We start from the raw sequence: 24412 nt of genomic DNA, 5'->3' as shown, positions 1-24412 counted from the left end.
TCCGTACCCCCGAGGGGGCGCCTGAGAGTTTCGCCCGAGTGTTGCGCCGGGCTTGCACCGTCGGCGGGGCCGCCAGGCTGTGACCTGGCGAACCACTTTCCAGAGGCGTCTCTTCCGCGCGGTCCAGGGTGCCTGAGAGGTTCCGGGGAGGACTTGCTCCTTCGGCGCCGAGCTCAACGGTTATCGGCTCGGTCTCTCCCGCGCGGATTCGTCGACCGCGGAAGTGAGCCTACCCTGCCGCCCGCGCGGCTTCATGATCAGCCGGTGCGACGTGCGTTACGGCGCTGCGTGAGCTCGTCCGGAGTGGCCGTTTCGATCACGCCGCCGTCGGCCCGTTCGGCCGGGAAGTCGTGGATGGTTCCGCTGATCTCCTGCATCGCGCCACTGACCGCGATCCCGAAGACACCCTGCCCGCCCTGCAGTAAATCGACGATCTCTTCGGGCGAGGTGCACTCGTAGACGGTGGTGCCGTCGGAGAACAAGGTGACCTTGGCGAGGTCGCGGACTCCGCGCAGGCGCAGGTGGTCGACGGCGACGCGGATGTTCTGCAAAGAGACACCGGTGTCCAGCAGCCGCTTGACGACCTTCAGGACGAGGATGTCCTTGAACGAGTAGAGCCGCTGCGAACCGGAACCGTGCGCCGTGCGGATGCTCGGCGCGACCAGCTTCGTGCGGGCCCAGTAGTCGAGCTGCCGGTAGGTGATCCCGGCGATCTGGCAAGCTGCGGGACCGCGGTAACCGACGAGTTCGTCCGGGAGGGAAGAGTCGGGGAACAGCTCGCCCTGCTCGCCGTCAGCGACCGGAACGAGCGGCTCTTGAGGGCTACCAGCCTCGACCACGCCATGCCTCCCCTCGCCCGACCTGGCGGCCGGCGAACAAAGCCGCGCGGACCCGGGTGAGCCCGCACCGGAGTTCCTCGTCAAGACGAATGCCCCAGACATCCGAATCACACCTTGGCGATTCACCCTCATTGACGGTAAGCGCGTCCGGCAAACCGGTCAACGCGACGCGCGGTCGGCCTCAAGCTCTTCTTGAGGCTTGTCGAGCACGGCACCTCCCCGGTCGCCTGCTTGCCACTTTTACTCACCCGTGTTAATTTTTACTCATGCAAGTAAATTCCTCCACCCAGAGTGCCCTTCAAGAGGTCCAGGCGGAGCTGGGGCTGTCGGTCACCGAGGCGGCCCGCCGGGCCCAGATCATCGGGGCCACCATCGCGACGATCTCCGACCTCGGCTATCACAAGACGTCGTTCGCGAAGATCAAGGAGCGGGCCGGGCTGTCCAGCACCCGGATCATCTCGTACCACTTCACCAACAAGGCGGGCCTGATGCAGGCCGTGGTCACCACCGCGACCGGGATGAAGGACAAGTTCCTCGAGGAGCGGATCCAGGGCACGACCGACCGGGCTGGACTGCTGCGCGGCTACATCGAGTCGGAAATCGCCTTCCTCGGCTCGTATCCGGAGCTGGTGCGGGTGATGGTCGAGATGGCTTCGAGCGGCTCGGACGCCGAGGGCTGGTTCATGTCGGCGCCGCTCGTCGAGGAGTTCCGGACCGGCCGGCTCGAACGGCAGCTACGGCAGGGACAACAGGAAGGGGCTTTCGGCGGATTCGCGCCGGACGTGATGGCGCTGTCGATCGCCCAGGCCATCGACGGTGTCGCGGCGAAGTTCGCGGCGGACCCGAAGCTGGACCTGCAGCGGTACGGCCGGGAGCTGGCGGACCTGTTCGTCAAGGCGACCGCCGCCTGAACCGCCTCCCTGCTTGCCCTGAAGGGGGTGAAAGAGTCCCTCACGGACGCCGGAGCCGGACGTTGGCCCCAGCTGCACCGGCGGTCACAGCGGCCGTCACACCCACGCCGCACCCACGCCGAAGTACATGATGGCCCCCTTCCTTGCGCCTGACGCAAGGAAGGGGGCCATCATGTACTTCAAGCGCGGCCAGTCGGCCGTCGCCGACGCACGCCGCGAACCTCACGACCACGACGACGGGGGGGCGCCACCGGCGCCGCCCCGTCGTCAAGATTCCAGAATCAGGTGTCCGCGCCGCGGAAGTCCTCCGGCGAGACCGAGTCGAGGAATTCGCGGAACTTCTCGACCTCGTCCTCCTGCTCGTCGGGGATGATGAGGCCCGCTTCCTCCAGCACCGCGTCCACGGCGTGGATGGGGACCCCCACCCGCAGTGCCAGCGCCACCGAGTCGCTCGGTCGCGCCGAGACGCGGATGTCCCCGTCGAAGACCAGTTCCGCGAAGAACGTGCCTTCCTTCAGGTCGGTGATGACGACCTGCTCCAGTTCGCGGCCCAGCGCTCCGATGACCTCCTTGAGCAGGTCATGGGTGAGCGGACGGGCCGGACGGACTCCCTGCTGCTCCAAGGCGATGGCGGTGGCCTCGACCGAGCCGATCCAGATCGGCAAGTAACGCTCGCCTTCGGTTTCCCGTAGCAACAAGATCGGCTGATTCGCGGGCAACTCCACCCGCACGCCGACGACGCGCATCTCGCTCATCGGGCTTCGCCTCCCTCTCGTGCGCACGGGCTGCAACGCTTGTCTCGACGATCAAGCGACGGCACCCCCGACGCTACCCGTCTTCCGAGCGCTGTGCTCGCTGTCTCCGACATTCTCGGTTCGCCCGTGGCAAACCCAACTCTCACGGTACGGCATAGGGTGCCGAACATTCAGTCATTGACATGTGGCCGTGTAACGGCTCCCGGTCCTCTGGGGCTGTTCACCCGCCGGTGACCGCCCGTATTCCGGCCTTCACCAAAAGCGTGTGCAACGCCACGGTCAACGCGGCGAGCTCCCGGACGACCTCGTCACCCCTAGCCCGGGCGTCCTCGTCACGATGCCGATACACCGGGGTCACGATCTGCTCCAGCAAGCCGACCTCTCGGTCGGCCGCGGCCCGGAAGGCACGCAGATGTCTCGGCTCTATACCGAATTCGGTCATCGCTTTCACGGTCTTCGCGACGAGGACCGCGTCAGGGTCGAAGAACCCCGCCGCACCCGGGCGGACGAGACCGTATTGCCGCAGCTCAGCCAGGGTGGCGGCGTCGATGCCCGCCTGGCGGAGCAGATCTTCCTCGGTCAGCCTGATCTCGCGATCGGCCTCGAAGTCCCCGGGGGACGGCAGTCCGCCGTTCTCCCCGGGGGCGTCGAGTGAAACGAGTTTCCGCGGCAGCCGCGGCATCGCCGCGGTGTGCTCGGCGGACGCGGCGCCCTGATCCGCCGCGTCGAGCTGTTCCTTGATGACCTTCAGCGGGAGGTAGTGGTCCCGCTGGGCGGACAGGACGAACCGCAGGCGCTCCACGTCCGCCGGGGCGAACTGCCGGTACCCCGACGGGGTCCGGCCCGGCTGGACCAGACCCTCCGCCTCGAGGAACCGGATCTTGGAGATGGTGACATCGGGAAAATCGCCGCGCAGCTGTGCCAGCACGGCCCCGATGCTCAACCCATCGCGCTGCGACGCATCCCGATCAGGCCGCCCGGCCGCCGTCACCGTGCCCCCTGGCCCCCGTGCCCCTGGCCGGTCAGGAAGACCAGGCGGAACTTGCCGATCTGGACCTCGTCGCCACCGGCGAGGACGGCCTGGTCGACCGGCTCGCGGTTGACGTAGGTGCCGTTGAGGCTGCCGACGTCGATGACGACGAATTCGCCACCCTCACGGCGGAACTCCGCGTGCCGACGGGAGACCGTGACGTCGTCGAGGAAGATGTCGCTGTCCGGGTGCCGTCCCGCGCTGGTGGTGTCGCGGTCCAGCAGGAAGCGCGAACCCGCGTTCGGGCCCCGCTTGACGACCAGCAGCGCGGAACCCGCGGGCAGCGCGTCCACACCCTGGACAGGGGCCTCGGCAGCCGGAGGAGCCTCAGTGCCTTCGACGTCGGCCAGGAAGTCGGCCCGGAAGACAGAAGTCCGCTCCGGAGACTGCTCCGGGGGAACGCCGGGCCCGTCGTTCGTGCTCACCTGAGCTCTCCTAACGCATGTGTGTTGCCACTACTCAAGAACGTGTGGAGGTCAAACGTACCGTGCCTGATCGAATCTCCGGCCCGCGGCTCCCCCTACTCTTCCCGAAGGGCCGCGGCCTGCGGCTATTCCTTGATCAGTGCCTGATAGGCCTCGGCCTCCAGGAGGGATTCCACCGAGCTCGCGTCGTCCAGCCGGAGCTCGATGAGCCAGCCCTCGCCGTAGGGGTCGCTGTTGATCAGCTCGGGTGACTCGGTCACCGCGTCGTTGACCGCGACCACCTCGCCGTCGAGCGGGGCGAACAGCTCCGAAACGCTCTTGGTCGACTCGACCTCGCCGAACGTGTCCCCCGCGCCGACCTGCTTGCCGACCTCGGGAAGTTCGACGAACACCACGTCACCGAGCTGGTCTTGGGCGTACTCCGTGATGCCCACGCGCACGAGCCCGCCGTCGCGCACGGAGACCCACTCGTGTTCCTCGGTGTACCGCAGTTCTTCTGGAGTGGACAACGCCGCTCCCCTTTCTCAGCCCGCACTCGAAACCGACGCGCGCAGTTTCGCATCCCGCCGGGTCACGCGCCCGCCGCCTCCCGCAACTCGCCGGGTTCGGCCGTTCGCAGCGCCCGCGCGGTCTGGACGACGTACAACACGCCTGAATAGACGTACAGGACCGCACCCCAGGCCGTGAAGGCGTATCCGATCGGCCGGGCGATCGCGGCGAGGTCGGATCCGCCCTGGGTGAGCAGCAGGAGCGGGAAGGCGTACATCAGCACGAAGGTGGCGCCCTTGCCGATGTAGGTGACCTCCGGCGGGGCGAAGCCGCGGTGCCGGAGCAGCAGCACGCAGACGCCCAGCACGGCCTCGCGGACGACCAGCGGGACCACCAGCCACCAGGGGACGATGTCGCGGATCAGGAAGGCGATGAGGGTCGCGAGGATGTAGAGCCGGTCGGCGGCGGGGTCCAGCAGCCTGCCGAGCCGGGACATCTGGTTGAGCCAGCGGGCGAGTTTGCCGTCGAGCCAGTCGGTGAGCGCGCTGAACACGAGCAGCCCCAGCGCCCAGCCGTCCTCCTTCGGGCCGAGAAGCAGCCACAGGAAGACCGGCACCCCGGCGAGCCGGAGGATCGAAAGCATGTTGGGGACGTTCAGGGCCTGCCGCAGCAGGGAAGGCTCTTCGCCGGTCATGCTCGGTTCGGGGGGCGTACTCACCCGCTCAGCCTAGTCGGTGGGGCGCACGCCCTCCCGCGTCAGCTGGCCCGGGTGTGCGTCCAGCCGCGGCGTTGCAGATCCGCGCTGGTCAGTGCCACGGGCCTGCCCCGGTGATCGGTGCCCACCCAGCGGTTGTGGCCGGCCGAGCTCTCGAGGACGTACGGGCGGCCCCCGCACCAGACGACGGTGCACGGTGCCGTCGGTGGCAGCTCCGCGCTCGCCGGTGCGATGGCCAGGGGTGACGCGGGGTCGGTCTGTTCGTCGGTCTTCATCACTCTCACGGTTTCGTGGCGGGGACTGGGACACGCCGGAGCGCTACCTTTGTTTTCGGCAGAACGGGGCCGCGCGTTAACGGATCCGGCGTGGATTCGTCCGATCGGTTCGCGACGACAGCGGGGTGTTGTCGCGCTGTGAACGGCATGTTAATCATCCACAATGGACAGTCGTTGCGCGGTCCTCGCGTACCGTGGCGCCGCGGGCGCGATAGCCTCCCGCGAATCGAACGTGGCGCACTGCCACGGCATCGGGCCCGGCCGGGTCAGAATGGGCCGGCCACCACCGGCCGACGAAAGGATCGCCTTGCCCGTCTCGACGACCACGGGAACGTGGTGGCGCCTGTTCGCGGCCTGCGCCGTCGCCGGAACGCTCGCCGCCTGTTCGGGCGAAGATCCGCCACCGTCCGTCACCTCGATGTCGGCCTCGCCGCCCTCGCTCCCCACGGGCGTGTCCAGCGTGTCGGTGCCGCCGATCCCATCGCAGACCGCGCCGAATTCCTCCGCTGCACCGAATTCCGCTTCCCAGCCGAAACCCGCCGAACCGGTACAGGGTTCGTGCGGCACGGTCACCGCGGCCAGCGGGTTGATCCTGCAGGTGCTCAACGGGCCCGGGGTCTCCTGCACGGACGCGACCGGGATCGTCGGTTCGTTCCACAGGACAATCGCCGGACGTCAGTCCGCGGGCTCGGACGAACCCGTCAGCGAGGCCGTGGCCGGATGGCTGTGCGTCTCCGGCGCTCCCGCCGCGCAAGGCGGCACCAGTTGCAGCAAGGGCGAACAGAACGTGTTCGCCGCCGTCGTCCCCGTCGAATGAACCATCCCCGAGAAGAAGGGCCCATGAAGAGCCTCGCCGTAGTTCCCGCCGCGTTCGCCGTCGCCCTGCTGAGCGGGTGCGGCGCCGATCCCGCTCCCGCCGCCGCGCCGGCGCCGTCCTCCCCCGCCGCCGCCTCGGTGCCCGCAGGGACACCCTGCGGCGAGGTCGCCGGGCTCCAGGGCGCGAAGAACAAGGTCGTCGCGAACGGCAAGACCGACTGTGCCGAAGCGACCCAGGTGTTCACGGACTACTTCGCCAAGCTGACACCCGCCGAAGCGGCTTCACCGCAGGGCCCCGGTCCGGTGGTGATCGGTGCTTGGACGTGCGGGAGCGGGCCGAACGAACCGGTGACGAGTTGCTCGACCGAGGACGAGCGGCAGATCGAAGCGATCCGTTCCTGAGCCTCAGCCGCCCCGGACGATCGGGGCTCGCGGCAGGCGTCACCCCACAGTCCACTGTGGCCGGACACAAGGTCGCGCACGCTCAGTCTTCGCAACGCCGCTTGCCCACGTCCAGCCGGTACATGACGCCGCCCACCATCACCATTCCCGCGAGGAACAGACCCAGCGCGCCACCCGCCGAGATCTTCCAGATCAACGGCGATCTCGTCCGGTAGGCGAATCCGTCCCCGGCGAAGACCGTGTCCCCCGCCGCGATCTCCTCGCCGAGGATCCGGCCGCTTCCGGGACGACCATCGGCGAAGCGCCATTTCCCGGAGCAGTAAGGGGGCCGGCCGTTCACCGCGGAACCCTCCGCGGTGCACCCGGAGATCTCGGTGACCGTGACGTCCTCACCGGTGCTCAATTCGCCGATGCTGGAACCGAGAAGAGCCCCGACGATGCCGATGAACACCAGAAAAGGGAGAACGATCGAAAAAACCAGGGAAAGAACTCCGGACTTCCGCGCTTTTTCCGACATCGGAGTCCTTTCGTCGATCACTGGAGCTTCAGCAGGACTTCCCGGTCGAGTTCGCCGACGAGCAGGTACCCGGGCCGATATCCCGGCGGGACCACGAAACAGACGAGACCCGTGGTGCCGTCGAAAGAGCCGGGAGCGCCCGCACAGTCCTTGACCCGCTCAGGCTCACCGTGTTCGTCGGCCGACAACTCCAGTGCTGTGTCACCGAGGCGGGACGCCTCGATCCGCAAGGTGAGGACGTGGAATCCGCTCAACCACGCCTCGGCTCCACCGGGCGGTCCGGGCCTGCTGTCGAGCACACGCACGGCCGCTTCCCCGGATACGGCGGTCTGTCCACGGGCGAACACCGGCGGCGGTCCCCATAGGTCGCGACGGAGTTCCCAGAAATTCGGGACGGGGTCGGCCGCCTCACGATAGGCCGGGTCGCCGAACCCGTCCGGGGTAAGCACCACGAACGCGGCGGAGGCCAGCCCGGCCAGGAACAACAGCGCCTTCCGCGCGGCCCCTGGTCTCGCCACTCTGAACAGCAAGATGGCCGCGAGCGCCAGGAGCACCCAGCCGAGGGACATCGCCGTGATCTTCTCCCACGGATGGTGGGCTTCCACGACGTCGGCGGCCCCGCGCACGGACAGAACCCGGTCCGTCACGGAAGAAAGCCGAGCGACCACCGGATCCGCGAGGCCGAACGCATCTCGTGTCGGCAGTTCGATCGCGCGGCCGTCTTCGGCGATCGCCAGCACCTCGTAGCCGGTACGCGGACCGTGCTGTCCTTCGGTGGTGGTGGAATTCCACTCGGAGATCACCGCTCGCACGTCGTACGTGCCGGCCAGCCCTTCGACGGTCCACCGCCCGACGAAGGCGGCGACGGTTCCCCAGACGATCCCGAGCACGAACGCGATGATCATCGTGTTCGTGCGCTGCCCGTCTTTCCGATCCGGTTCGCGGAAGACCACCAACACCCCCCTGTTCGGCTCGCCCATTCTATTGCCCGAAGCCGCCGGGAGGAACGGGAATTGTACCCACCCCCTTGCCCACGAAGGTAAGAGTCGTATAGACTCAAACTATGCTCACCAGGGAAGACGCCATGACGATGATCGAGAACACGGTCGACGCGGCCGCCCTGTTCACCCGCCATCGCCACCGCGAGCTGGCGGCCCTGCTCCATCCCGACCGCAACCCCGGCGACGAGCGCGCCCACCGGGCCGCGGCCACCCTCAACCGCCTCCACGACGAGTGGAAACGCGCCCGGCGCCAGACGGTCACCACCGCGACCTCCGCCTACACCCTCACCGAGCCGCACGCGGTGGGCAGTGTCGCGACCATCTACCGGACCACGGGCCCCCATTTGGTCAAACTCGTCCGCGACCCGGCGCTCAACCCGCTGATCCACGCCGAATGGGCGGCACTGCGCACCCTCGACGGCTTCACCGAACGGCACCGGTGGCTGCGCCCCTACTACCCCCGGCTGCTCGACACCTCGGGGCCGGTGGCCAGGGGCGACCGCGCGTTCAGCGTCCTCGATCCACTCGTCGACGGCTTCGTCACCCTCGCCGATATCGGGAAGGCCTTCCCCGGCGGGCTCGACGGCCGCGACTACGCCTGGATGCACCGCCGCCTGCTGCGCGCCGTGGCGGGCGCGCACCGCGCGGGTGTCGTCCACGGTCACCTCACCGCGGACAACGTGCTCGTCCATCCGGGACAGCACGGCATCGTCCTCGCCGGCTGGTCCTTCGCCGTCGAAGACGGTGTGCTCCCGCTGGCGACGGACAACTCCATCGACTATCCGCCGGAAGTCCGCAAAGGACTCCCGATGACCGCGGCGACGGACGTCCACCTGCTCCACCGCATGATGCTGGACCTGCTGGCCCCGGACGAAACCCGCCAACGCGAGTTCGCGACGTGGTGCACCCAGGACGTCCCGGCACAACGACCCGACGCCGCCGATCTGCTGGACGAGTACGACGAACTGCTCGACGACCTGTACGGCCCCCGCACTTTCCGACCCTTCACCATCCCCGAGACAGGAGCCTGACCATGGGACACGGACACTGGGACGACAACGCCTACGCCGCCGCGAAGACCTTCCGCGCGGCCAAGGGCGAGGACGATTTCGGCTACACGGCCGATCTCCGCGCCAAACCCGCGAGAGAGTGGAAGGTCGCGCCCGCGCTCGACCCGCTGAACGCCGTCCGGGAATGCCGGGATTCGGCCGACCACGCCGATTCGACACCGATCGCGGTGCTGTTCGACGTCACCGGCTCGATGCGCCGCGTGCCGCGGATCATGCAGGGCAAGCTCGGCAAACTGCACGGCCTGCTCAAGCGCCGGGGCTACCTGGCCGACCCGCAGGTGCTGTTCGGGGCGATCGGCGACGCCGACAGCGACCGGGTCCCGTTGCAGATCGGGCAGTTCGAATCGGACAACCGGATGGACGAGCAGCTGCGCACGATCTTCCTCGAAGGTGGTGGCGGGGGGCAGAAGAGCGAATCCTACGAACTGGCCGCCTACTTCATGGCCAGGCACGTGGTCACCGACGCCTGGCAGAACCGCGGCCGCAAGGGCTATCTGTTCATCATCGGCGACGAGCTGAACAAGCCCGTGCTGGAGGCACGCCACCTCCGCCACGTGATCGGGGACGACGTGCGGGAGGACATCGACCCGGCCTCGGTGTACCGGGAGCTCGCCCGCAAGTGGCACGTCTACTTCGTGCTGCCGAACCAGTCGTCGTACTACCACGACCCGGAGATCGGTGAGCACTGGAGCGGTCTGCTCGGCCAGAACTTCCTCAAGCTCGACGATCCCGGCGCGGTGTGCGAGCTGATCGCGGCCACCATCGGGCTGGAGGAACGGGTCGTCGACGTCGACCGGGCGCTCGCCGATCTCGCGGACGTCGGCTCGGTCGCCGAGAGCGCGGCCGTGGGCAAGGCGCTGGCGAAACTGGGCACCAAGTCGGTCGTCACCTCGGCGGTGCCCGACGCCGGCGGCCCGAGCGACGTGGTGCTGCGATGAGTCTCCTGGACGGCCACGTGGTGGTGGTCGGGCTCGGCTTCGGCGACGAAGGCAAGGGTGCCGTGGTCGACGCCCTGTGCGCCGCCCGCCCCACCACCGCCGTCGTCCGGTTCAACGGAGGCGCACAGGCCGCGCACAACGTCGTCGTGGACGGTCGGCACCACACGTTCAGTCAGTTCGGGGCGGGCACGTTCGCCGGTGTGCCCACCCATCTGTCGCGGTTCGTGCTCGTCGAGCCGTTCGCGCTGGCCGCCGAAGCGCGGCGGCTCGAAGCGGCAGGCGTCCGGAACCCGCTCTCGCTGCTGAGCGTGGACGGGAGCGCCCTGCTCACGACTCCGTTCCACATCCACGCGAACCGCGCCAGGGAGGAGGCCCGGGGCGCGAACCGGCACGGTTCGTGCGGGAAAGGCATCGGCGAGACCGTCTGGTACTCGCTGCTGCCGGGAGCCGTGCCGGGTGCGGTGGTGGAGGGCCAGGAGGTGATCGGGACGCCGGGGGAAGCACCCACGGTCGCCGACTGCGCCACCCCGTCGGTGTTGCGGCGCAAACTGGACGCGCTCGCGCGGTTCTACGCCCCGCTCGCCACGCCACCGCACACGGTGGACGAACTGGTGGCGCTGTACCGCGCTTTCGCGGACGCGGTGCGGGTCACCGACGGCGGCGAGACAGGACGGCTGGCGGACGCCGGGCGGCTGGTCTTCGAGGGAGCGCAGGGGGTTCTCCTCGACCAGCACCACGGGTTCCACCCGCATACGACCTGGTCGACCACCACCCCGCACAACGCCCGCGCCTTGCTGGGCGGGCGCCCGCACACGGTGGTGGGGGTCACGCGGACCTATCTCACCCGGCACGGCGCGGGGCCGCTGCCGACCGAGTCCGCCGCCGTGCTCGCCCGTTTTCCCGAAGCGCACAACGAAACCGGCGACTTCCAGGGCGCGTGGCGGGCGGGCCATCTCGACGCTGCCCTGCTCGATCACGCGATCGCGGCCTGCGACGGCGTGGACGCGCTCGCGGTGACCCATCTCGACGCGACAGGGCTGAAGGTCGTGACCGGTGACGGCTCCCCCGCCGTCGACCTGCCGGATCCGCTGGCGTGGTTCGGCGAACGGCTGCCGGTGGCCGTCACCGGACACGGCCCGGACAGGGCCGGTTACCGGGTCGCGGCGGCGAGGTCGACAATCGACGCGTGATCGAGTCGACTCCGGTGTCCGTTGACGTGCTCGTGGTGCGGTTCGCCCCCGGCACGCGGACCGTGCTGCTGGGAATCGCGCCGCGTGCCGCCGAGCCGTTCGAAGGCGAACTCGCCCTGCCCGGGGTATTGCTCGGGCTCGGCGAGCGGTTGCGGGAGGCGGCGCTCCGAGCGGTGGTCACCAAACTCGGGTTGCCACCGGAGGCGCTCTCGGCGACGGGACAGCTCGCCACCTTCGACGAGCCGAACCGTGATCCTCGCGGTCCCACCCTTTCCGTCGCCTTGTGGGCCACCATGAAACCCGCGCTCGACGACCCGGGGAACGTGGTCTGGGCGCCGCTGGACGAGGTCCCGCCGCTGGCTTTCGACCACGACCGGATCGTGGCGGACTGCCGTCCGATGCTGGCCGAACAGCTGTGGCGGGACGTCGCGTTCACCGCCGGGCTTCTGGGCCCGATCTTCACGACGGCGCAGGCGTTGGACGCGACCGAGGCGCTGACCGGGGATCGCCCCTATCCGGCCAATCTCGGCCGGACCATGGAACGGGTCCCCGGGCTGCGGCGCACCACCGAACACGCGGCCGCCCTCCCCAAGGGAGGACGGCCGCCGTCGTTGTGGCGCTGGGAGTGACGAGGTCAGATCCCGCAGGAGGACGCCGACCAGAAACGGGAAGAGCGGTGTGCCACGTGCGTGTGATCGTCGTGGCCGGGGTAGCCCGGGCCGAGGATCTCACTGAAGCCGTGGTTGCGGGCCTGCTTGGCCAGCCCGCAGAAGCCCTGCGAGCCCGCTCCGAGGTCGACCGCGTCGCCGTAGAGGTGACGGCTGTTGGTCGCCCCGCCGACGGCGTTGTTGCAGGCGACGCTGCGGAAGCCGCCGTTGACGTCGATCGGCCGGTCGCCCATGGCGTGCCGCATCGCCTGCAGCTTCCACATCGAGACCAGCGCGTTGGCCTTCGCCGTCGCCGCCGAGACGTTGCCGCCCGACCAGTCGGAGTTGCACCGGTTCAGTTCGGCATAGGTGAAGTTGACCGGCGTGCAGTCGTCGTCCTGCAACGCGTAGAGCTTGGTGAACGTGGCCGATCCGGCGATGCCGTCCGCGGCCAGCCCGTACGCCTGCTGGAAGCGGGTGACGGCGGCCTTGGTGCCCGCGCCGAACTGGCCGTCGATGGCGAGCACACCCCCGTAACCGGGATATCCGGCGACCCTGATCTGCAACTGCCGGACGTCCTCACCGGACGCGCCCTCGGCCAACGTGCGGCCCCAGGAGTAACAGGCGTCCGCGACGGACACTTCGCCCGCCGCCACCGGGCCTGGATCGGCGGCCGCCGGGGTGGCGACCGCGGTACCGAGCCCGGCCACGAGGGCGAGCATCGGCAGGAGGAAACGAATGCGCATGACAGGAACACCTTTCGAGACAGGGAAGGTGAGACCCGTGACCCCCACGGGTTGTCAACGATTCACCGCACGGGATGCTAGCCCGGTTCCGGTTACCGCGCTGTGGGTCGTTCGACCCACACGGCCCTGTCAAGGGGCTGTGTCTCGGCGAGTCCGTGAAGGCCTCCTTGAGGGACTCTGGGTCCCTCAAGGAGGCCTTCACGGAACGTGGTCGTGGTAGACCCGGCCGAGCGGTCAGCCTTTCAGCTGCGGGAAGTCCTCTTCGCGGAACTCCCCCGCCTGCCGTTCGGCGGCGTCGTTTTCGCGTCCCCGGAGTTCGACCCGCCGAATCTTGCCGGAAATGGTCTTCGGCAGCTCGGCGAACTCCAGCCGCCGGATTCGCTTGTACGGGGCCAAATGTTCCCGGCAGAAGGCCAGGATGGACAGCGCGGTGCCGGCCGTGGGCTCGTGTCCGTTCGTGAGGACGACGTACGCCTTCGGTACCGCGAGCCGGATCGGGTCGGGCGCGGGGACGACGGCCGCTTCGGCGACCGCCTCGTGTTCCAGCAGGACACTTTCCAGTTCGAACGGCGAGATCCGGTAGTCCGATGCCTTGAAGACGTCGTCGGTCCGGCCCACGTAGGTGAGGTAACCGCGTTCGTCGACCGAACCCACGTCCCCGGTGTGGTAGAAGCCGTTCGCGAAGGCCGCGGCGGAGCGCTCTTCGTCGTCCGCGTATCCGGCCATGAGCCCGACCGGCCGCTTCTCGAGGTCGAGGCAGATCTCGCCTTCCTGCGCGCGCTCGCCGGTGACGGGGTCCACGAGCGCCACGGTGAATCCCGGCAGCGGACGGCCCATCGAACCCGGCACGACCTCCTGCCCGGGGGTGTTGGCGATCTGGACACTGCTCTCGGTCTGCCCGAAACCGTCGCGAATCGTGACACCCCAAGCTTTTTCGACCTGGTCGATCACTTCGGGGTTGAGCGGTTCGCCCGCCCCGACCACCTTGCGCGGCGGCGTCTTCAGCACGGTCAGCTCCGCTTGGATGAGCATCCGCCACACCGTCGGCGGGGCGCAGAAGCTGGTGATGCCGCACCGTTCCATCTGCGTCATCAGGGAAACCGCGTCGAAACGGGCGTAGTTGTAAAGGAACACCGTCGCCTCGGCGTTCCAGGGTGCGAAGACGTTGCTCCACGCGTGTTTCGCCCAGCCCGGCGACGAGATGTTGAGGTGGACGTCACCCGGTTCGAGGCCGATCCAGTACATGGTGGACAGATGTCCGACCGGGTACGAGACCTGCGTGTGCTGCACGAGTTTCGGCTTCGCGGTGGTCCCCGAGGTGAAGTACAGCAGCAGCGGGTCCTCCGCGGCAGTCGGGCCGTCGGGGGTGAAAGTGCCCGTTTCCTCGTAGGCGTCCACGAAGGACTGCCAGCCCTCGACCGGTTCCCCGACGGCGATGCGGGTGTAGTCGCCCTCGACGTTCTCGAACTTGTGCGCGTCGGCGGACCGGATCACCACGTGTTTCGCCGCGCCCCGCTCGACCCGGTCGGTGAGGTCCGCCGGGCCGAGCAGGGTCGAAGCGGGGATGATGACCGCGCCCAGTTTGATCGCGGCGAGGATCGTCTGCCACAGCTCGCCCTGGTTGCCGAGCATCAGGATCAGCCGGTCGCCCCTCGCCACGCCGAGCGAGCGCAGCCAGTTCGCGACCTGGTTCGACCGCCGCGCCATCTCCGGATAGGTCCAGCGGTTCTCGATGCCGTCCTCTTCGACGATCCACAGCGCGTACCGGTCCTGGTTGGCCGGGTCGGCCGCGACGACGTCGAACCAGTCCAGCGCCCAGTTGAACTCGGCGGGCCGGGGCCAGGTGAAGTCTCGATAGGCGGTCTCGTAGTCCTCGCGATGGGCCAGCAGATAGTCCCGTGCCTCGCGGAACGTGCGGTAGGCCTCCGAAGCGCTCACGATCGTCCTCCTGGTCCTGGTTGGCCGCCGGTTCTTTCTACTCTCCCGTGAACTCGGGCGCGCGGCGCTCGAGGAAGGCCTGGACTGCCTCGCCGAGGTCCTTGCTGGGCAGGAACGCCGCGTTCCAGGCCGAGACGTAACGCAGGCCGTCCGCGACCTGCCGTTCGGTGTTGGCCGACAGCACGTTCTTCGTGCCCTGCACGACCAGCGGCGGGTTCGCCGCGATCTCCCGCGCCAGCTTGCGAGCCTCGGCGAGCAGCGTCTCCTGATCGGCGTAGACGTCGTTGACCAGGCCGATCTTTTCCGCGCGGGCGGCGTCGACGTCCTTGCCGGTCAGGGCCAGTTCGCGCAGGTGTCCCTCGCCGATGATCGGCGCGAGCCGCTGCAGGCTGCCGAGATCGGCCACGATGGCGACCTTGACCTCGCGCACACTGAACTTCGCCTCCGCGCTCGCCAGGCGGATGTCCGCGGCCGCGATCACGTCGACGCCACCGCCGATGCACCAGCCGGAAATGGCCGCGATGACCGGTTTGCGGCATTCGGCGACCGAGGACACGCTCGCCTGGAGGGACTTGACCTCGTCGAGGAATTTCGTCCGCGGGCCCGCGAGCGCGTCGCCACCGAGCATTTCGCCCCAGCCGGGCATCATCGCGGGCAGGTCGAGGCCGTAGGAGAAATGCTTGCCACTGCCGGTCAGCACGACCGCCCTGACCCGGGAGTCCGCGTCGAGCGCACGGAAGACGATCGGCAGCTCACGCCAGAAATCGGGGCCCATCGCGTTGCCCTTGGACGGACCGAGCAGCGTCACTTCGGCGACGTGCCCGTCGATCTCCACCCCGAGCGAAACGAGATCGGGAAGACTGTCGGCTGTAGCGGTCATGAGGTCATCTTGACTCATGTGATCGACAGGTTGCCAACGGCCACTGTGCCCGGCCACCCCGGAGATGCTTTCCTGGTACTACCGGTCAGTACCGACGATCGACGAAGGACGGTGGGATATGAGCCCGGCCAGCAGCGCCATCGCGGTCGCCGACCCGCCCGCGCCCGGCACCGCGCGCGGACGCGGACGCTCCTCCCGGCCCATCGAGCTGTCGGGATCCTTCACCTACGCGGGTCACCGGCTCGCCTACACCGAGTTCGGCTCCGGCGACCGGGTGGTGGTGCTCACCCACGGCATCATGCTCACGAGGCGGATGCACGCCCCGCTCGCCCGCAAGCTGGCGCGGGCCGGTTTCCGGGTGGTGACACTCGACCTGCTCGGGCACGGCGATTCGGATCGGCCCACCGATTCGTGGCTGTACTCGATGCCCGCGTTCGCGGAGCAGACCGTCGCGCTGCTCGACCATCTCGAGATCGACGCCGCGGTCGTCGGCGGGACTTCGCTGGGTGCCAACGTCGCGCTCGAAGTGGGGGTCGCCGCGCCGGACCGCGCGCTCGGGCTGATCGTCGAGATGCCCGTGCTGGACAACGCGATCGTCGCGGGGCTGATCACGTTCGCACCGCTGCTCATGGCCGCCCGGTTCCTGCCGGTGACCGTGCGGGGAGTCGCGCTCGCGGCGAGACTCGTGCCACACGGCAACCAGTGGGTCGACGTCGTCACCGACACGCTGTCCCAAGAGCCCGCGCCGATGGCCGCCCTCCTGCACGGCGTGTTGTTCGGCCGGATCGCGCCGCCCAAATCGGTCCGGCGGAAGATCGAGACCCCCGCACTGGTCATCGGCCACGAGCGCGACCCGATCCACCCCTTCGGCGACGCCGACACGCTGGCCGCGGACATGCCGGCGGCCGAGTTCGTCCAGGCTCGCAGCCCGGTCGAACTGCGCCTCGACCCGACCCGCCTGACCGAGTCGATCACCGGCTTCTCGGCGCGCTGCCATGACCGGTGACGCGGCGCCGGCCCCGGACACGGGGGTGGAGGAGCTGCGGACCGCGCGTCTGCTCCTGCGCCGGCCCGGCCCCGAAGACCTCGACGCGATCTTCGCCCTCCACACCGATCCGGAGGCTTGCGCGCACAACCCCTCGGATCTGCTGGAGACGCGCAAAGACGCGGAGCTGCTGCTACTTCGCTGGTCGCACCAGTGGAACCGGTACGGCTTCGGGTACTGGACGGTCCGGCCGCACGGCTCAGCGGAGACGCTGGGATTCTGCGGGGTGAAGATCGTCGGCTTCCGGCACCGCGCGGTCCTGAACCTCTTCTACCGGTTCTTCCCGTCCTCGTGGGGTGCCGGATACGCCGGCGAGGCCGCCACCGCGGTGGTGGGCTGGGCCCGCGTCCACCGGCCGGACGACCTGGTGATCGCCCGTGTCCGGCCGGAGAACGTGGCGTCACAGCGGGTGGCGCTGCGAGCAGGCCTTGTCCGGGCGGCCCACCTCGACTCGCCCGGCGACGACGGGACCGACTGGTTCTACGTTTCGAAGGGTGCCGGCGAGGGCTGAGCCAGCCCCGCCACCGGACCGAACACGATCACCGCGGGCGGGCGCACCCCGGCCGAGGCGGCGTCGTCGACCACCTTGTCCAAAGTGGAGCGAAGCACCCGCTGCGTGCGCATGGTGCCGTCCTCGACGATCGCCACCGGCGTGTCGCCCGGCCGCCCCGCCAGCAGCGCCTTGGCGAACAGCGGAAGGCGCTCGACGCCCATCATCAGCACGATCGTGCCTCGCATTCGCGCCAGCAGTTCCCAGTCCACCAGCGACTTCTCGTCGTCCGGTGCGACGTGACCGGACACCACCACGACCTCGTGCGCGACACCGCGATGGGTCACCGGGACGTCCGCCGCGGCGGGGACGGAGAACGCGCTCGTGATGCCGGGGACCATCGTCACCGGGATGCCCGCTTCGGCACAGGCGAGGACCTCTTCGAAGCCGCGGCCGAACAGATACGGGTCGCCGCCCTTGAGCCGCACGACGAACTTGCCCGCCTTGGCCCGGTCGATCAGGGTCGAGTTGATCACCTCCTGGCTCGCGGCGCGGCCGTACGGGATCTTCGCCGCGTCGACGATCTCGACGTGGGGCGAGAGTTCGTCGAGCAGTTCGCGCGGCGCCAGCCTGTCGGCGACGACGACGTCGGCCCTGGCGAGGAGACGGCGGCCGCGGACGGTGATCAGTTCCGGGTCACCGGGGCCACCCCCCACCAGGGCGACGCCGGGCAGGTCGTCATGGACGTCCGGCACGCGGCCGTCGGCGACGGTGCCGGCGCGGAGGCCGTCGAGGATGCTGTCCCGCACGGTGGCCGACCGCAGCGGCTCACCACCGGAGAGAACGCCGACCAGCAGGCCACCGTGCCTGCCCGAAGCCGGCGTGACCGCGCTGCCGAGATCTCCGTCGTCGGCGCGGACGCAGAACACCCGTGCGCGTTCGGCCTCGGCGCAGACGGCGGCGTTGACCTCGGGGTCGTCCGTGCACGCCAGCGCGTACCAGGCGTCGGCGAGGTCGCCTTCGGTGTAGCGGCGCTCGTGCCAGACGATCTCCCCGGCGTCGGCCATGGCGCTCACCGACGGCGTGGTGTTCGGCGAGACCAGTTCGACCCGCGCGCCGGCGCCGATCAACCGCGGCAGGCGGCGCTGGGCGACCGTCCCGCCACCGATCAGCACGACACGACGGCCGGCCAGGTCGAGGCCGGAAAGGTAATGCGGGTCATCCATGCGGGGCAGTGTAAGGATTCAGTGGCCCGGACCGCGATCCAAGTGAGCACCGCCTCAGCCCTGGAGCAACTCGAGCAGCTCGGTGTTGCCGAACATCCTGGCCGCGTCGATCGCCGACGGTTCCCCCGCCGTCGCGTCCGCGCCGCCCTGGAGAAGTGCCTTCACGACTTCGGGTTCGTTCTTGAAGACCGCGCCGGCCAGCGGGCTCTGGCCGCGGTCGTTCTCGCGGTTCGGGTCGGCACCGCGTTCGATCAGCGCCGCGACGGTGTCCGCGTGACCGTGGTAGGCGGCGAGCATGACCAGCGTGTCGCCCCGGTCGTTGGTCAGATTCGCCGAGACACCCGCGTCGACGTACGCGGCGAGCTCCGCGGTCGCCCCCGAACGGGCGAAGCCGAAGACCTTCGCCCACAGCTCCAGCAGTTCGGGATCGAATTCTTCGGCCTGTCCGGGGTTCTCCGTCATGGGGCCGATTCTCCCATAGCGGCCGCGGTCCGGGCGGGGTGTCGCACCGCCCGGACCGGCGATGTCAGCGTCCCGCGCGGGGATAGGGCAGCAACGCCATCTCGCGGGCGTTCTTGATCGCCGTGGCGACCTGTTTCTGCTGCCACGGGGTCAGCCCGGTGACCCGGCGGGCGCGGATCTTGCCGCGGTCGGAGACGAACTTCCGCAGCAGATCGGCGTCCTTCCAGTCGACCTCGGTGATCTTGGCGGCACGCAACAGGTTCGTCTTGCGCTTGACGGGACGGTCACGGTTCGGCTTGCCCATCGCGCTCACCAGCTCGACTTGGTGACGCCGGGCAGTTCGCCGTTGTGCGCCATCTGCCGCATCCGGACCCGCGAAAGCCCGAATTTCCGCAGGTAGCCGCGCGGGCGGCCGTCGGCGGTGTCACGATTGCGGATCCGGGTCGCGCTGGCGTCGCGCGGCATCGCCTGCAGGGCCGAGACCGCGAGGGCCTTCTCCTCCGGTGACGCGGACGGCGAAGCGATGGTGGCCTTCAGCTCGCGACGGCGCTCGACGTGGCGCGCGGCGATCACCTTGCGCTGGTCGTTCTTGGCGATCTTCGACTTCTTGGCCATCAGCGTTCCTCCTTGAACTCGACGTGTTTGCGCGCCACCGGGTCGTATTTGCGCAGCACCATGCGGTCCGGGTCGTTCCGGCGGTTCTTCTTGGTGACGTAGGTGTAGCCGGTGCCGGCGGTCGAACGGAGCTTGATGATCGGCCGGATGTCGGTGCTCTTGGCCATCAGAGCTTCACCCCTTTCGCGCGGAGCTCGGCCACGACGGCCTCGATCCCCCGCTTGTCGATGGTCTTCATGCCCTTCACCGAGACCCGCAGCCGGACCCAGCGCCCTTCGCTCGGCACGAAATACCGCTTGGCCTGCAGGTTCGGCTCCCAGCGCCGGGACGTGCGCCGATGCGAATGCGACACCTGCTTCCCGTAGCCCGGTTTGCGGCCGGTGACCTGGCACACGGCGGACATACACCCTCCCAAGTTGATATCGGTTGTCGTTTTCATTTACTCTACACAGCCGAACCAGAACGCCCTCGACGCCCCGGAGCTTCAGTGACCGACAACCCCCGCGTGCCCCTCGTCCTGATCAGTGGCCTCGCACCGGGACCGAACGCCGACCTCGCCGAGCGGCTGCGCCTCGCCGAGCCCGGCACCGCCGTCGTGCATCACGACCTGAGGCGGATTCACTCCGGAGTGGTGCGGCGGCGGATCCGGCTCGGTGACCGCGACCAGCTGACCGTCCTCGAACTGGCGCACGGCTGCGTCTCGTGCACGGTGCGCGAAGACCTGCTCCCGCTGCTGCGCAAGCTCTCCCGGATGCCTCGGGTGCGGCGCATCGTGGTGCGGCTCGACGAGGCGATGGAGCCCGAACCGGTCAGCTGGGCGCTGCACAACGTCCTCGTCGGCGAGCGGCCGGTGATCGAGGACGTCGACCTGCGGGCCGTGCTGACCGTCGTCGACTGCGCGGGCTGGCTGGCCGACAGCACCGGCGACGACACGCTGGCGGAACGGAACCTGCGGGCCAGCCCCGAGGACGAACGCACCGTCGCCCAGGTCGCGCTGTCCCAAGTCGAATTCGCCGACCTGCTCGTCCTCGCCGGCGCGGCGACCGATGCCTGGTCCGCGGCGAAGGCTTCGGCTGTGCTCGACCGGGTCGCACCGTCGATCCCCCGCGTCGAACTGTCCACTGTGGATGGGAAGACCGTTCTCGACGCCGTCCCCTCCGATGCCCGGCGCGGCGAGGTCACCGACATGCACGGACCGCTGCTGCGCGGCGAGCCACCGTTGCACACCGACTGCGGTATCGGCCTGCTGACCTTCACCGCACAGCGCCCCTTCCACCCGGAGCGGCTCCACGACGCCATCGACGTCCTGCTGGACGGCGTCGTTCGCACCCGGGGACGGCTCTGGGTGGCGAGTCAGCTCGACATGGCGCTGTGGATCGAATCCGCGGGCGGTGGTCTCGGTGTCGGGCACGCCGGGGCCTGGCTCGCCGCCCCGGACGGTCCGGACTGGGCCGACGTCTCCCCCGAACGCCGCACCCTCGCTTCCCTGCGCTGGGACCCGCTGTTCGGTGACCGCGCGCAGGAACTGGTCGTCGTCACCGATCAGGCCACCCCGGAGGAGATCGAAGCCGCCCTGAACGAGGCGCTGCTGACCGAAGAGGAACTCGCCGCCGGGGAGCAGGAATGGCTCCGCTACCCCGATCCGTTCGGCGAGTGGCACGAAGAACCGTGTGAAGACACGGAAATCGACCCCGAAAAGCACGACGTGAACGTGTCGAACCGAAAGGACGAAACAGAGTGAAACCGGGAATCCACCCCGATTACCACCCAGTGGTGTTCAAGGACCTCTCCACCGGGGACGCCTTCCTGACCCGCTCCACCGCCACCTCGGAGCAGACCATCGAGTGGAGCGACGGCAACACCTATCCGGTGGTGAACGTCGAGATCAGCTCGTCGTCGCACCCGTTCTGGACCGGCACCCAGCGGATCATGGACAGCGCCGGACAGGTGGAGAAGTTCCATCGCCGCTACGGACGGCGCGGAGGGTCGAAGTAATGGCCGTCCCGAAGCGGAAGATGTCGCGCAGCAACACCCGGTCCCGGCGTTCGCGGTGGAAGGCGGCCGTGCCCGATCTCGTGCCGATCAAGCTGAACGGCGAGACCAAGCTCGTGCCGCGCAAGCTCATGAAACACTTCTTCAGCGAACACGGCCATCAGGGTGGAGAGTGAAGACGCCGGTCACGGTGCTGTCCGGATTCCTCGGTGCGGGCAAGACGACCGTGCTCAACCACGTCCTCGCCAACCGCGAAGGGCTGCGGGTGGCGGTGATCGTGAACGACATGAGCGAGGTCAACATCGACGCCACGCTGGTGCGGGACGGGAACAGCCTGTCCCGCACCGAGGAACGGCTCGTCGAGATGACCAACGGCTGCATCTGCTGCACTTTGCGCGACGACCTGTTGGACGAGGTCTCGCGGTTGTGCGAAGACGACCGGTTCGACTACCTGCTCATCGAATCGAGCGGGATCTCCGAGCCGATGCCCGTGGCGGCGACGTTCTCCTTCGCCCGTGAGGACGGCGCCACCCTGCTGGACTCCGCGCGGCTCGACACGATGGTGACCGTGGTCGACGCGGTGAACTTCGAGCGGGAACTGGCGACCGGCGACGCGCTGACCGAACGCGGACTCGACCAGTACGACGGGGACGAGCGGACGGTCAGCGACCTGCTGATGGACCAGATCGAGTTCGCGGACGTGCTCTTGCTGAACAAGGCGGATCTGGTCCCGCCCGGCTCCCTCGACCGGCTGACGGCGGTGCTCCGGCGACTCAACCCGGCCGCCGAGGTCATCGTCTCGACCCACGGCCGGGTCCCTCTCGACAGGTTGCTCGGCACCGGGCGCTACGACGTCGAGCGCGCGCAGGAGGCACCCGGCTGGGTGGCCGAACTCAACGGTGATCACGTTCCGGAGACGGAGGAGTACGGGATTTCGAGCGTGGTCTTCCGTGCCGGGCGGGCGTTCGATCCGGAACGGCTGTGGGACTTCGTCGGCAGGCTCGATTCCGGGGAGTTCGGAACGGTCCTGCGGTCGAAGGGGTTCTTCTCGCTGACGTCGCGGCCGGGGGTGACCGGGTTGTGGTCGCAGGCCGGGTCGGTCGCCCGGTTCGAGCCACAGGGTGTCGAAGAGGCGCCGCGGCAGGAACTCGTGTTCATCGGGGTCGGGCTGGAGGAGGACGCCCTGCTGGACTCGCTCCGGTCCTGCCTGGCCGCCGGTTCGGGCGGCGCGGATCCGTTCCCGGAGTGGGAAGCGGTGCACGTCCACTGAGGCAGGAGTCGGCCTGGCGGCGAGCGGACTGGGTGCGAGTGTCCATTCGGGACACTTCTCGGTGAACGAGTGTCCGCTGGGCCGCCGCCTTGGTTTTCTCTCGTGAGGGGTACAGCCGACGAAACCGGACCTCACCCTGTGGAAGTGCGTGAAGGCCTGCGATCGGCCGAAGCCGCTTCAGCGACCAGGTTCAGTAAGGGATCGGATGAGTGCCGCCTGGGCGCGAGTGGCGGTTTCGCGTGCTCGGTGGGACGACACACGTGCCGGGACGGACGACACGCGTGTGCGGCGCGGTCAGGCGATGTGGCGGCGGTGCCCGGACCAGAACGGCGCCCGGAGCGCCCGCTTGTCGACCTTGCCGATCGCCGTCAGCGGCAGCGCGTCGGCGAAATCCACATCGGACGGTACGAAATGCTCTCGTCCGAAAAACTCCCTGGCGTGCGCCCGGACTTCTTCGGCCGTCAGCGCTCCCGGGACGACGGGCACCACCACGGCGTGGACCCGCTCGCCCTCGCCGCCGTCACCGGGCACACCGAAAACGGCCACGGAACGGATCAGCGGATGCCGCGCGAGGGCGTTCTCGACCACGGTCGAGTACACCTTGGTGCCGTGCTCGCCGGTGATGATGACGTCGTTCGCCCGGTCCAGCAGGTAGAGGTACCCCTCGTGGTCGAACCGCCCGAGATCACCGGTCCGCAGCCAGCCGTCCCCGATCGGCGCCGACCCGTGGTAGCCGACCATCATGGCCAGGCCACGCACCAGGACCTCCCCGTCGTCGATCCTGGCTTCCATCCCCGGCACGATCCGGCCCACGGACTCGAGCCGCTCCGGCCGCCCGCCGAGCTCCGCCGCGGAGATGCTCGCGATCATCGGCGCCTCGGTGAGCCCGTATCCCTGCCCGACCACGGGTCCGAACACCTCGAGGGCCTGGGCCAGCCGTCTCGGCGGAAGCGGTGCGGCTCCCAGCGAAAGCTGCCGCACACTGCTGACGTCGGTGGACGTCATGGCCGGATGGTCGAGCACCTCGGCCAGGCGCGCTGGCGTGAGGGACAGCGTGGTGATCCGGTGTTCCGCGATCGCGTCCAGCACCGCGCCCGCGTCGAAGCCCCGCAGCAGCACGACACTCTCCCGCCGCAGGATCGCCCCGAGCACGGTGGCGTTGCCGGTCATGTGCGTCATCGGCGCGATCAGCAGCGTGCGTCCCGGCCCCGCCGGATCCGGCGCGAAGATCTGCGCCATCCCGTCGTAGATCCCGCTGTGCCGGATGAGTTTCGGCGTCCCGGTGGTACCGCCGGTGGGGAAGATGACCGAGACCGACGCCGGCAGTGCCACCGGGTCGGTACCGTCGCGGTCCACCAGTTCGTCGAGTGTGCTCACCCGCGCGTCGCCGGCGGGCCAGTCCGCCGGCTGCTCGGTCACCAGGGTCGTGACCCCGGCGGCCTCGACCGCGGCCAAGCGATCCGGCGAACTCGCCGAGGCGGCGACGAGCAGCACTGTAGAACCCCGTAGCTGTGCGGCGATCTGCAGGAGGACGGTTTCCGGCCGGTTGCCGGCGTCGATGGCGACCACTCCGCGTTCCGGCAGCCCCGCGTACATCCGGCGTACCAGGCCGAGTGCCCGCGCATAGCCGGTCTCCCGGCCATCCTGGAGGAACAGCACCTCGTCGCCCCCCGCACGCAGCGCGTCCAGCACCCGGGTCAGAAACAGGCTCTCCACCGGTCGGACCCT

At 69.1% G+C, this 24412-nt stretch carries 33 protein-coding genes and 1 riboswitch; of the genes, 13 read left to right on the top strand and 20 right to left on the bottom strand.

The features are described from left to right. Positions 1-109: 109 nt before the first annotated feature. A riboswitch (glycine riboswitch) is annotated at positions 110-211 on the bottom strand. Positions 212-257: 46 nt separating this feature from the next. Continuing rightward, on the bottom strand, positions 258-839 hold the full coding sequence (locus P3102_RS17290; protein WP_276370542.1) for a MerR family transcriptional regulator: 582 nt from the start codon (positions 837-839) through the stop codon (positions 258-260). A gap of 266 nt (positions 840-1105) precedes the next feature. Between P3102_RS17290 and P3102_RS17285 the strand changes: the two genes are divergently transcribed. Continuing rightward, positions 1106-1750 carry a TetR/AcrR family transcriptional regulator gene (locus P3102_RS17285; RefSeq protein WP_276370540.1) on the top strand — a complete coding sequence of 215 codons (645 nt, stop codon included), beginning with the start codon at positions 1106-1108 and terminating at the stop codon, positions 1748-1750. 281 nt (positions 1751-2031) lie between these two features. Here the strand turns inward: P3102_RS17285 and P3102_RS17280 are convergent, their stop codons facing one another. The 7 genes from P3102_RS17280 to P3102_RS17250 form a co-directional block, all read right to left on the bottom strand. Next, positions 2032-2505 (bottom strand): bifunctional nuclease family protein, encoded by a 474-nt coding sequence (locus P3102_RS17280; protein WP_005150031.1) that lies wholly within the window; start codon positions 2503-2505, stop codon positions 2032-2034. A gap of 220 nt (positions 2506-2725) precedes the next feature. Next, positions 2726-3496 (bottom strand): MerR family transcriptional regulator, encoded by a 771-nt coding sequence (locus P3102_RS17275; protein WP_276370536.1) that lies wholly within the window; start codon positions 3494-3496, stop codon positions 2726-2728. Beyond that, positions 3493-3960, bottom strand: a complete 468-nt coding sequence (gene garA / locus P3102_RS17270) for a glycogen accumulation regulator GarA (RefSeq protein WP_276370534.1) — start codon at positions 3958-3960, stop codon at positions 3493-3495. The genes P3102_RS17275 and garA overlap by 4 nt, the downstream gene beginning before the upstream one ends. Before the next feature lie 125 nt (positions 3961-4085). Then, positions 4086-4469: a glycine cleavage system protein GcvH gene (gene gcvH, locus P3102_RS17265; protein ID WP_276370532.1), complete on the bottom strand. Its 384-nt coding sequence runs from the start codon at positions 4467-4469 to the stop codon at positions 4086-4088. Positions 4470-4531: 62 nt separating this feature from the next. After that, positions 4532-5143, bottom strand: coding sequence for a CDP-alcohol phosphatidyltransferase family protein (locus P3102_RS17260; protein WP_276371214.1), 612 nt, complete (start codon positions 5141-5143; stop codon positions 4532-4534). A gap of 62 nt (positions 5144-5205) precedes the next feature. Then, positions 5206-5439, bottom strand: coding sequence for a hypothetical protein (locus tag P3102_RS17255; protein ID WP_276370530.1), 234 nt, complete (start codon positions 5437-5439; stop codon positions 5206-5208). A gap of 150 nt (positions 5440-5589) precedes the next feature. Continuing rightward, entirely contained in the window at positions 5590-6045 is a 456-nt protein-coding gene (locus P3102_RS17250; protein ID WP_276370528.1) for a hypothetical protein, read from the bottom strand. Here P3102_RS17250 and P3102_RS17245 point away from each other — a divergent pair. Next, on the top strand, positions 6038-6256 hold the full coding sequence (locus P3102_RS17245) for a hypothetical protein (RefSeq protein ID WP_276370526.1): 219 nt from the start codon (positions 6038-6040) through the stop codon (positions 6254-6256). The genes P3102_RS17250 and P3102_RS17245 overlap by 8 nt on opposite strands. A gap of 23 nt (positions 6257-6279) precedes the next feature. Next, positions 6280-6657, top strand: a complete 378-nt coding sequence (locus P3102_RS17240; protein ID WP_276370524.1) for a hypothetical protein — start codon at positions 6280-6282, stop codon at positions 6655-6657. Positions 6658-6739: 82 nt separating this feature from the next. Here the strand turns inward: P3102_RS17240 and P3102_RS17235 are convergent, their stop codons facing one another. Together P3102_RS17235 and P3102_RS17230 are read right to left on the bottom strand one after the other, a co-directional pair. Then, the gene (locus P3102_RS17235; RefSeq protein ID WP_276370522.1) at positions 6740-7174 is read right to left on the bottom strand and encodes a hypothetical protein; all 435 of its coding nucleotides are present in this window, start codon (positions 7172-7174) and stop codon (positions 6740-6742) included. A 17-nt stretch (positions 7175-7191) separates the two neighbouring features. Next, entirely contained in the window at positions 7192-8127 is a 936-nt protein-coding gene (locus P3102_RS17230) for a hypothetical protein (protein WP_276370520.1), read from the bottom strand. A gap of 110 nt (positions 8128-8237) precedes the next feature. Between P3102_RS17230 and P3102_RS17225 the strand changes: the two genes are divergently transcribed. From P3102_RS17225 to P3102_RS17210, 4 genes are read left to right on the top strand one after another with little or no spacing between them, the layout of a single operon-like run. After that, positions 8238-9206 carry an adenylate cyclase gene (locus tag P3102_RS17225; RefSeq protein ID WP_276370518.1) on the top strand — a complete coding sequence of 323 codons (969 nt, stop codon included), beginning with the start codon at positions 8238-8240 and terminating at the stop codon, positions 9204-9206. Positions 9207-9208: 2 nt separating this feature from the next. Continuing rightward, complete coding sequence (locus tag P3102_RS17220; protein ID WP_276370516.1) at positions 9209-10183, top strand: hypothetical protein; 975 nt, start codon at positions 9209-9211, stop codon at positions 10181-10183. Continuing rightward, positions 10180-11373 (top strand): adenylosuccinate synthetase, encoded by a 1194-nt coding sequence (locus tag P3102_RS17215; RefSeq protein WP_276370514.1) that lies wholly within the window; start codon positions 10180-10182, stop codon positions 11371-11373. Before P3102_RS17220 ends, P3102_RS17215 begins: the two co-directional genes overlap by 4 nt. Then, on the top strand, positions 11370-12002 hold the full coding sequence (locus P3102_RS17210) for an NUDIX domain-containing protein (protein ID WP_276370512.1): 633 nt from the start codon (positions 11370-11372) through the stop codon (positions 12000-12002). The genes P3102_RS17215 and P3102_RS17210 overlap by 4 nt, the downstream gene beginning before the upstream one ends. Before the next feature lie 5 nt (positions 12003-12007). On the opposite strand, the gene P3102_RS17205 is transcribed toward P3102_RS17210, so the two are convergent. The 3 genes from P3102_RS17205 to P3102_RS17195 all read right to left on the bottom strand — a co-directional run bounded on the left by P3102_RS17205 (position 12008) and on the right by P3102_RS17195 (position 15584). After that, on the bottom strand, positions 12008-12766 hold the full coding sequence (locus P3102_RS17205; protein ID WP_276370510.1) for a D-Ala-D-Ala carboxypeptidase family metallohydrolase: 759 nt from the start codon (positions 12764-12766) through the stop codon (positions 12008-12010). Positions 12767-13000: 234 nt separating this feature from the next. Beyond that, positions 13001-14704: an AMP-binding protein gene (locus tag P3102_RS17200; protein WP_276370508.1), complete on the bottom strand. Its 1704-nt coding sequence runs from the start codon at positions 14702-14704 to the stop codon at positions 13001-13003. Between the two features lie 37 nt (positions 14705-14741). Further along, the gene (locus tag P3102_RS17195) at positions 14742-15584 is read right to left on the bottom strand and encodes a crotonase/enoyl-CoA hydratase family protein (protein ID WP_276370506.1); all 843 of its coding nucleotides are present in this window, start codon (positions 15582-15584) and stop codon (positions 14742-14744) included. A 118-nt stretch (positions 15585-15702) separates the two neighbouring features. On the opposite strand from P3102_RS17195, the gene P3102_RS17190 reads away from it, so the two are divergent. Beyond that, on the top strand, positions 15703-16590 hold the full coding sequence (locus P3102_RS17190; RefSeq protein ID WP_276370504.1) for an alpha/beta fold hydrolase: 888 nt from the start codon (positions 15703-15705) through the stop codon (positions 16588-16590). After that, positions 16580-17140, top strand: a complete 561-nt coding sequence (locus P3102_RS17185) for a GNAT family N-acetyltransferase (RefSeq protein WP_276370502.1) — start codon at positions 16580-16582, stop codon at positions 17138-17140. Before P3102_RS17190 ends, P3102_RS17185 begins: the two co-directional genes overlap by 11 nt. Here P3102_RS17185 and cobA read toward each other — a convergent pair. From cobA to rpmB, 6 genes are all read right to left on the bottom strand, one after another. Then, positions 17110-18345 (bottom strand): uroporphyrinogen-III C-methyltransferase, encoded by a 1236-nt coding sequence (gene cobA / locus P3102_RS17180; RefSeq protein ID WP_276370501.1) that lies wholly within the window; start codon positions 18343-18345, stop codon positions 17110-17112. The genes P3102_RS17185 and cobA overlap by 31 nt on opposite strands. 54 nt (positions 18346-18399) lie before the next feature. Further along, positions 18400-18807, bottom strand: a complete 408-nt coding sequence (locus tag P3102_RS17175; RefSeq protein ID WP_276370499.1) for an ankyrin repeat domain-containing protein — start codon at positions 18805-18807, stop codon at positions 18400-18402. A gap of 64 nt (positions 18808-18871) precedes the next feature. Then, complete coding sequence (rpsR, locus tag P3102_RS17170; RefSeq protein ID WP_276370497.1) at positions 18872-19120, bottom strand: 30S ribosomal protein S18; 249 nt, start codon at positions 19118-19120, stop codon at positions 18872-18874. After that, a complete protein-coding gene (rpsN, locus tag P3102_RS17165) occupies positions 19117-19422 on the bottom strand; it encodes a 30S ribosomal protein S14 (RefSeq protein WP_276370496.1) in 306 nt (101 codons plus the stop codon). The genes rpsR and rpsN overlap by 4 nt, the downstream gene beginning before the upstream one ends. Continuing rightward, positions 19422-19589 carry a 50S ribosomal protein L33 gene (gene rpmG, locus P3102_RS17160; RefSeq protein ID WP_005149953.1) on the bottom strand — a complete coding sequence of 56 codons (168 nt, stop codon included), beginning with the start codon at positions 19587-19589 and terminating at the stop codon, positions 19422-19424. The genes rpsN and rpmG overlap by 1 nt, the downstream gene beginning before the upstream one ends. Continuing rightward, a complete protein-coding gene (gene rpmB, locus P3102_RS17155; RefSeq protein ID WP_005149951.1) occupies positions 19589-19825 on the bottom strand; it encodes a 50S ribosomal protein L28 in 237 nt (78 codons plus the stop codon). Before rpmB ends, rpmG begins: the two co-directional genes overlap by 1 nt. An 84-nt stretch (positions 19826-19909) precedes the next feature. On the opposite strand from rpmB, the gene P3102_RS17150 reads away from it, so the two are divergent. From P3102_RS17150 to P3102_RS17135, 4 genes are read left to right on the top strand one after another with little or no spacing between them, the layout of a single operon-like run. Next, positions 19910-21163, top strand: a complete 1254-nt coding sequence (locus P3102_RS17150; protein WP_276370483.1) for a GTP-binding protein — start codon at positions 19910-19912, stop codon at positions 21161-21163. After that, positions 21160-21417 (top strand): type B 50S ribosomal protein L31, encoded by a 258-nt coding sequence (locus P3102_RS17145; protein WP_276370482.1) that lies wholly within the window; start codon positions 21160-21162, stop codon positions 21415-21417. Before P3102_RS17150 ends, P3102_RS17145 begins: the two co-directional genes overlap by 4 nt. After that, positions 21417-21590, top strand: a complete 174-nt coding sequence (gene rpmF, locus P3102_RS17140; protein WP_276370480.1) for a 50S ribosomal protein L32 — start codon at positions 21417-21419, stop codon at positions 21588-21590. The genes P3102_RS17145 and rpmF overlap by 1 nt, the downstream gene beginning before the upstream one ends. Further along, positions 21587-22684 carry a GTP-binding protein gene (locus tag P3102_RS17135; protein ID WP_276370479.1) on the top strand — a complete coding sequence of 366 codons (1098 nt, stop codon included), beginning with the start codon at positions 21587-21589 and terminating at the stop codon, positions 22682-22684. The genes rpmF and P3102_RS17135 overlap by 4 nt, the downstream gene beginning before the upstream one ends. Before the next feature lie 294 nt (positions 22685-22978). On the opposite strand, the gene P3102_RS17130 is transcribed toward P3102_RS17135, so the two are convergent. Then, positions 22979-24400: an AMP-binding protein gene (locus P3102_RS17130; RefSeq protein WP_276370477.1), complete on the bottom strand. Its 1422-nt coding sequence runs from the start codon at positions 24398-24400 to the stop codon at positions 22979-22981. Positions 24401-24412: the final 12 nt, after the last annotated feature.

This window comes from Amycolatopsis sp. QT-25 (genome assembly GCF_029369745.1).
Taxonomy (GTDB): domain Bacteria; phylum Actinomycetota; class Actinomycetes; order Mycobacteriales; family Pseudonocardiaceae; genus Amycolatopsis.
The sequence above is the reverse complement of the archived record's forward strand: the minus strand, read 5'-3'. Positions and strand labels throughout refer to the sequence as shown.

What these genes read in the sequence shown, in the direction of transcription:
- P3102_RS17220 (WP_276370516.1), top strand. Translation starts at nt 9,209, where the DNA reads ATGGGACACGGACACTGGGACGACAACGCCTACGCCGCCGCGAAGACC.
- cobA (WP_276370501.1), bottom strand. Translation starts at nt 18,345, where the DNA reads ATGGATGACCCGCATTACCTTTCCGGCCTCGACCTGGCCGGCCGTCGT.
- P3102_RS17260 (WP_276371214.1), bottom strand. Translation starts at nt 5,143, where the DNA reads ATGACCGGCGAAGAGCCTTCCCTGCTGCGGCAGGCCCTGAACGTCCCC.
- P3102_RS17255 (WP_276370530.1), bottom strand. Translation starts at nt 5,439, where the DNA reads ATGAAGACCGACGAACAGACCGACCCCGCGTCACCCCTGGCCATCGCA.
- P3102_RS17205 (WP_276370510.1), bottom strand. Translation starts at nt 12,766, where the DNA reads ATGCGCATTCGTTTCCTCCTGCCGATGCTCGCCCTCGTGGCCGGGCTC.
- P3102_RS17235 (WP_276370522.1), bottom strand. Translation starts at nt 7,174, where the DNA reads ATGTCGGAAAAAGCGCGGAAGTCCGGAGTTCTTTCCCTGGTTTTTTCG.
- P3102_RS17280 (WP_005150031.1), bottom strand. Translation starts at nt 2,505, where the DNA reads ATGAGCGAGATGCGCGTCGTCGGCGTGCGGGTGGAGTTGCCCGCGAAT.
- rpmF (WP_276370480.1), top strand. Translation starts at nt 21,417, where the DNA reads ATGGCCGTCCCGAAGCGGAAGATGTCGCGCAGCAACACCCGGTCCCGG.
- P3102_RS17215 (WP_276370514.1), top strand. Translation starts at nt 10,180, where the DNA reads ATGAGTCTCCTGGACGGCCACGTGGTGGTGGTCGGGCTCGGCTTCGGC.
- P3102_RS17285 (WP_276370540.1), top strand. Translation starts at nt 1,106, where the DNA reads ATGCAAGTAAATTCCTCCACCCAGAGTGCCCTTCAAGAGGTCCAGGCG.
- P3102_RS17185 (WP_276370502.1), top strand. Translation starts at nt 16,580, where the DNA reads ATGACCGGTGACGCGGCGCCGGCCCCGGACACGGGGGTGGAGGAGCTG.
- P3102_RS17175 (WP_276370499.1), bottom strand. Translation starts at nt 18,807, where the DNA reads ATGACGGAGAACCCCGGACAGGCCGAAGAATTCGATCCCGAACTGCTG.
- P3102_RS17190 (WP_276370504.1), top strand. Translation starts at nt 15,703, where the DNA reads ATGAGCCCGGCCAGCAGCGCCATCGCGGTCGCCGACCCGCCCGCGCCC.
- rpsN (WP_276370496.1), bottom strand. Translation starts at nt 19,422, where the DNA reads ATGGCCAAGAAGTCGAAGATCGCCAAGAACGACCAGCGCAAGGTGATC.
- P3102_RS17240 (WP_276370524.1), top strand. Translation starts at nt 6,280, where the DNA reads ATGAAGAGCCTCGCCGTAGTTCCCGCCGCGTTCGCCGTCGCCCTGCTG.
- P3102_RS17195 (WP_276370506.1), bottom strand. Translation starts at nt 15,584, where the DNA reads ATGACCGCTACAGCCGACAGTCTTCCCGATCTCGTTTCGCTCGGGGTG.
- rpmB (WP_005149951.1), bottom strand. Translation starts at nt 19,825, where the DNA reads ATGTCCGCCGTGTGCCAGGTCACCGGCCGCAAACCGGGCTACGGGAAG.
- P3102_RS17225 (WP_276370518.1), top strand. Translation starts at nt 8,238, where the DNA reads ATGCTCACCAGGGAAGACGCCATGACGATGATCGAGAACACGGTCGAC.
- rpmG (WP_005149953.1), bottom strand. Translation starts at nt 19,589, where the DNA reads ATGGCCAAGAGCACCGACATCCGGCCGATCATCAAGCTCCGTTCGACC.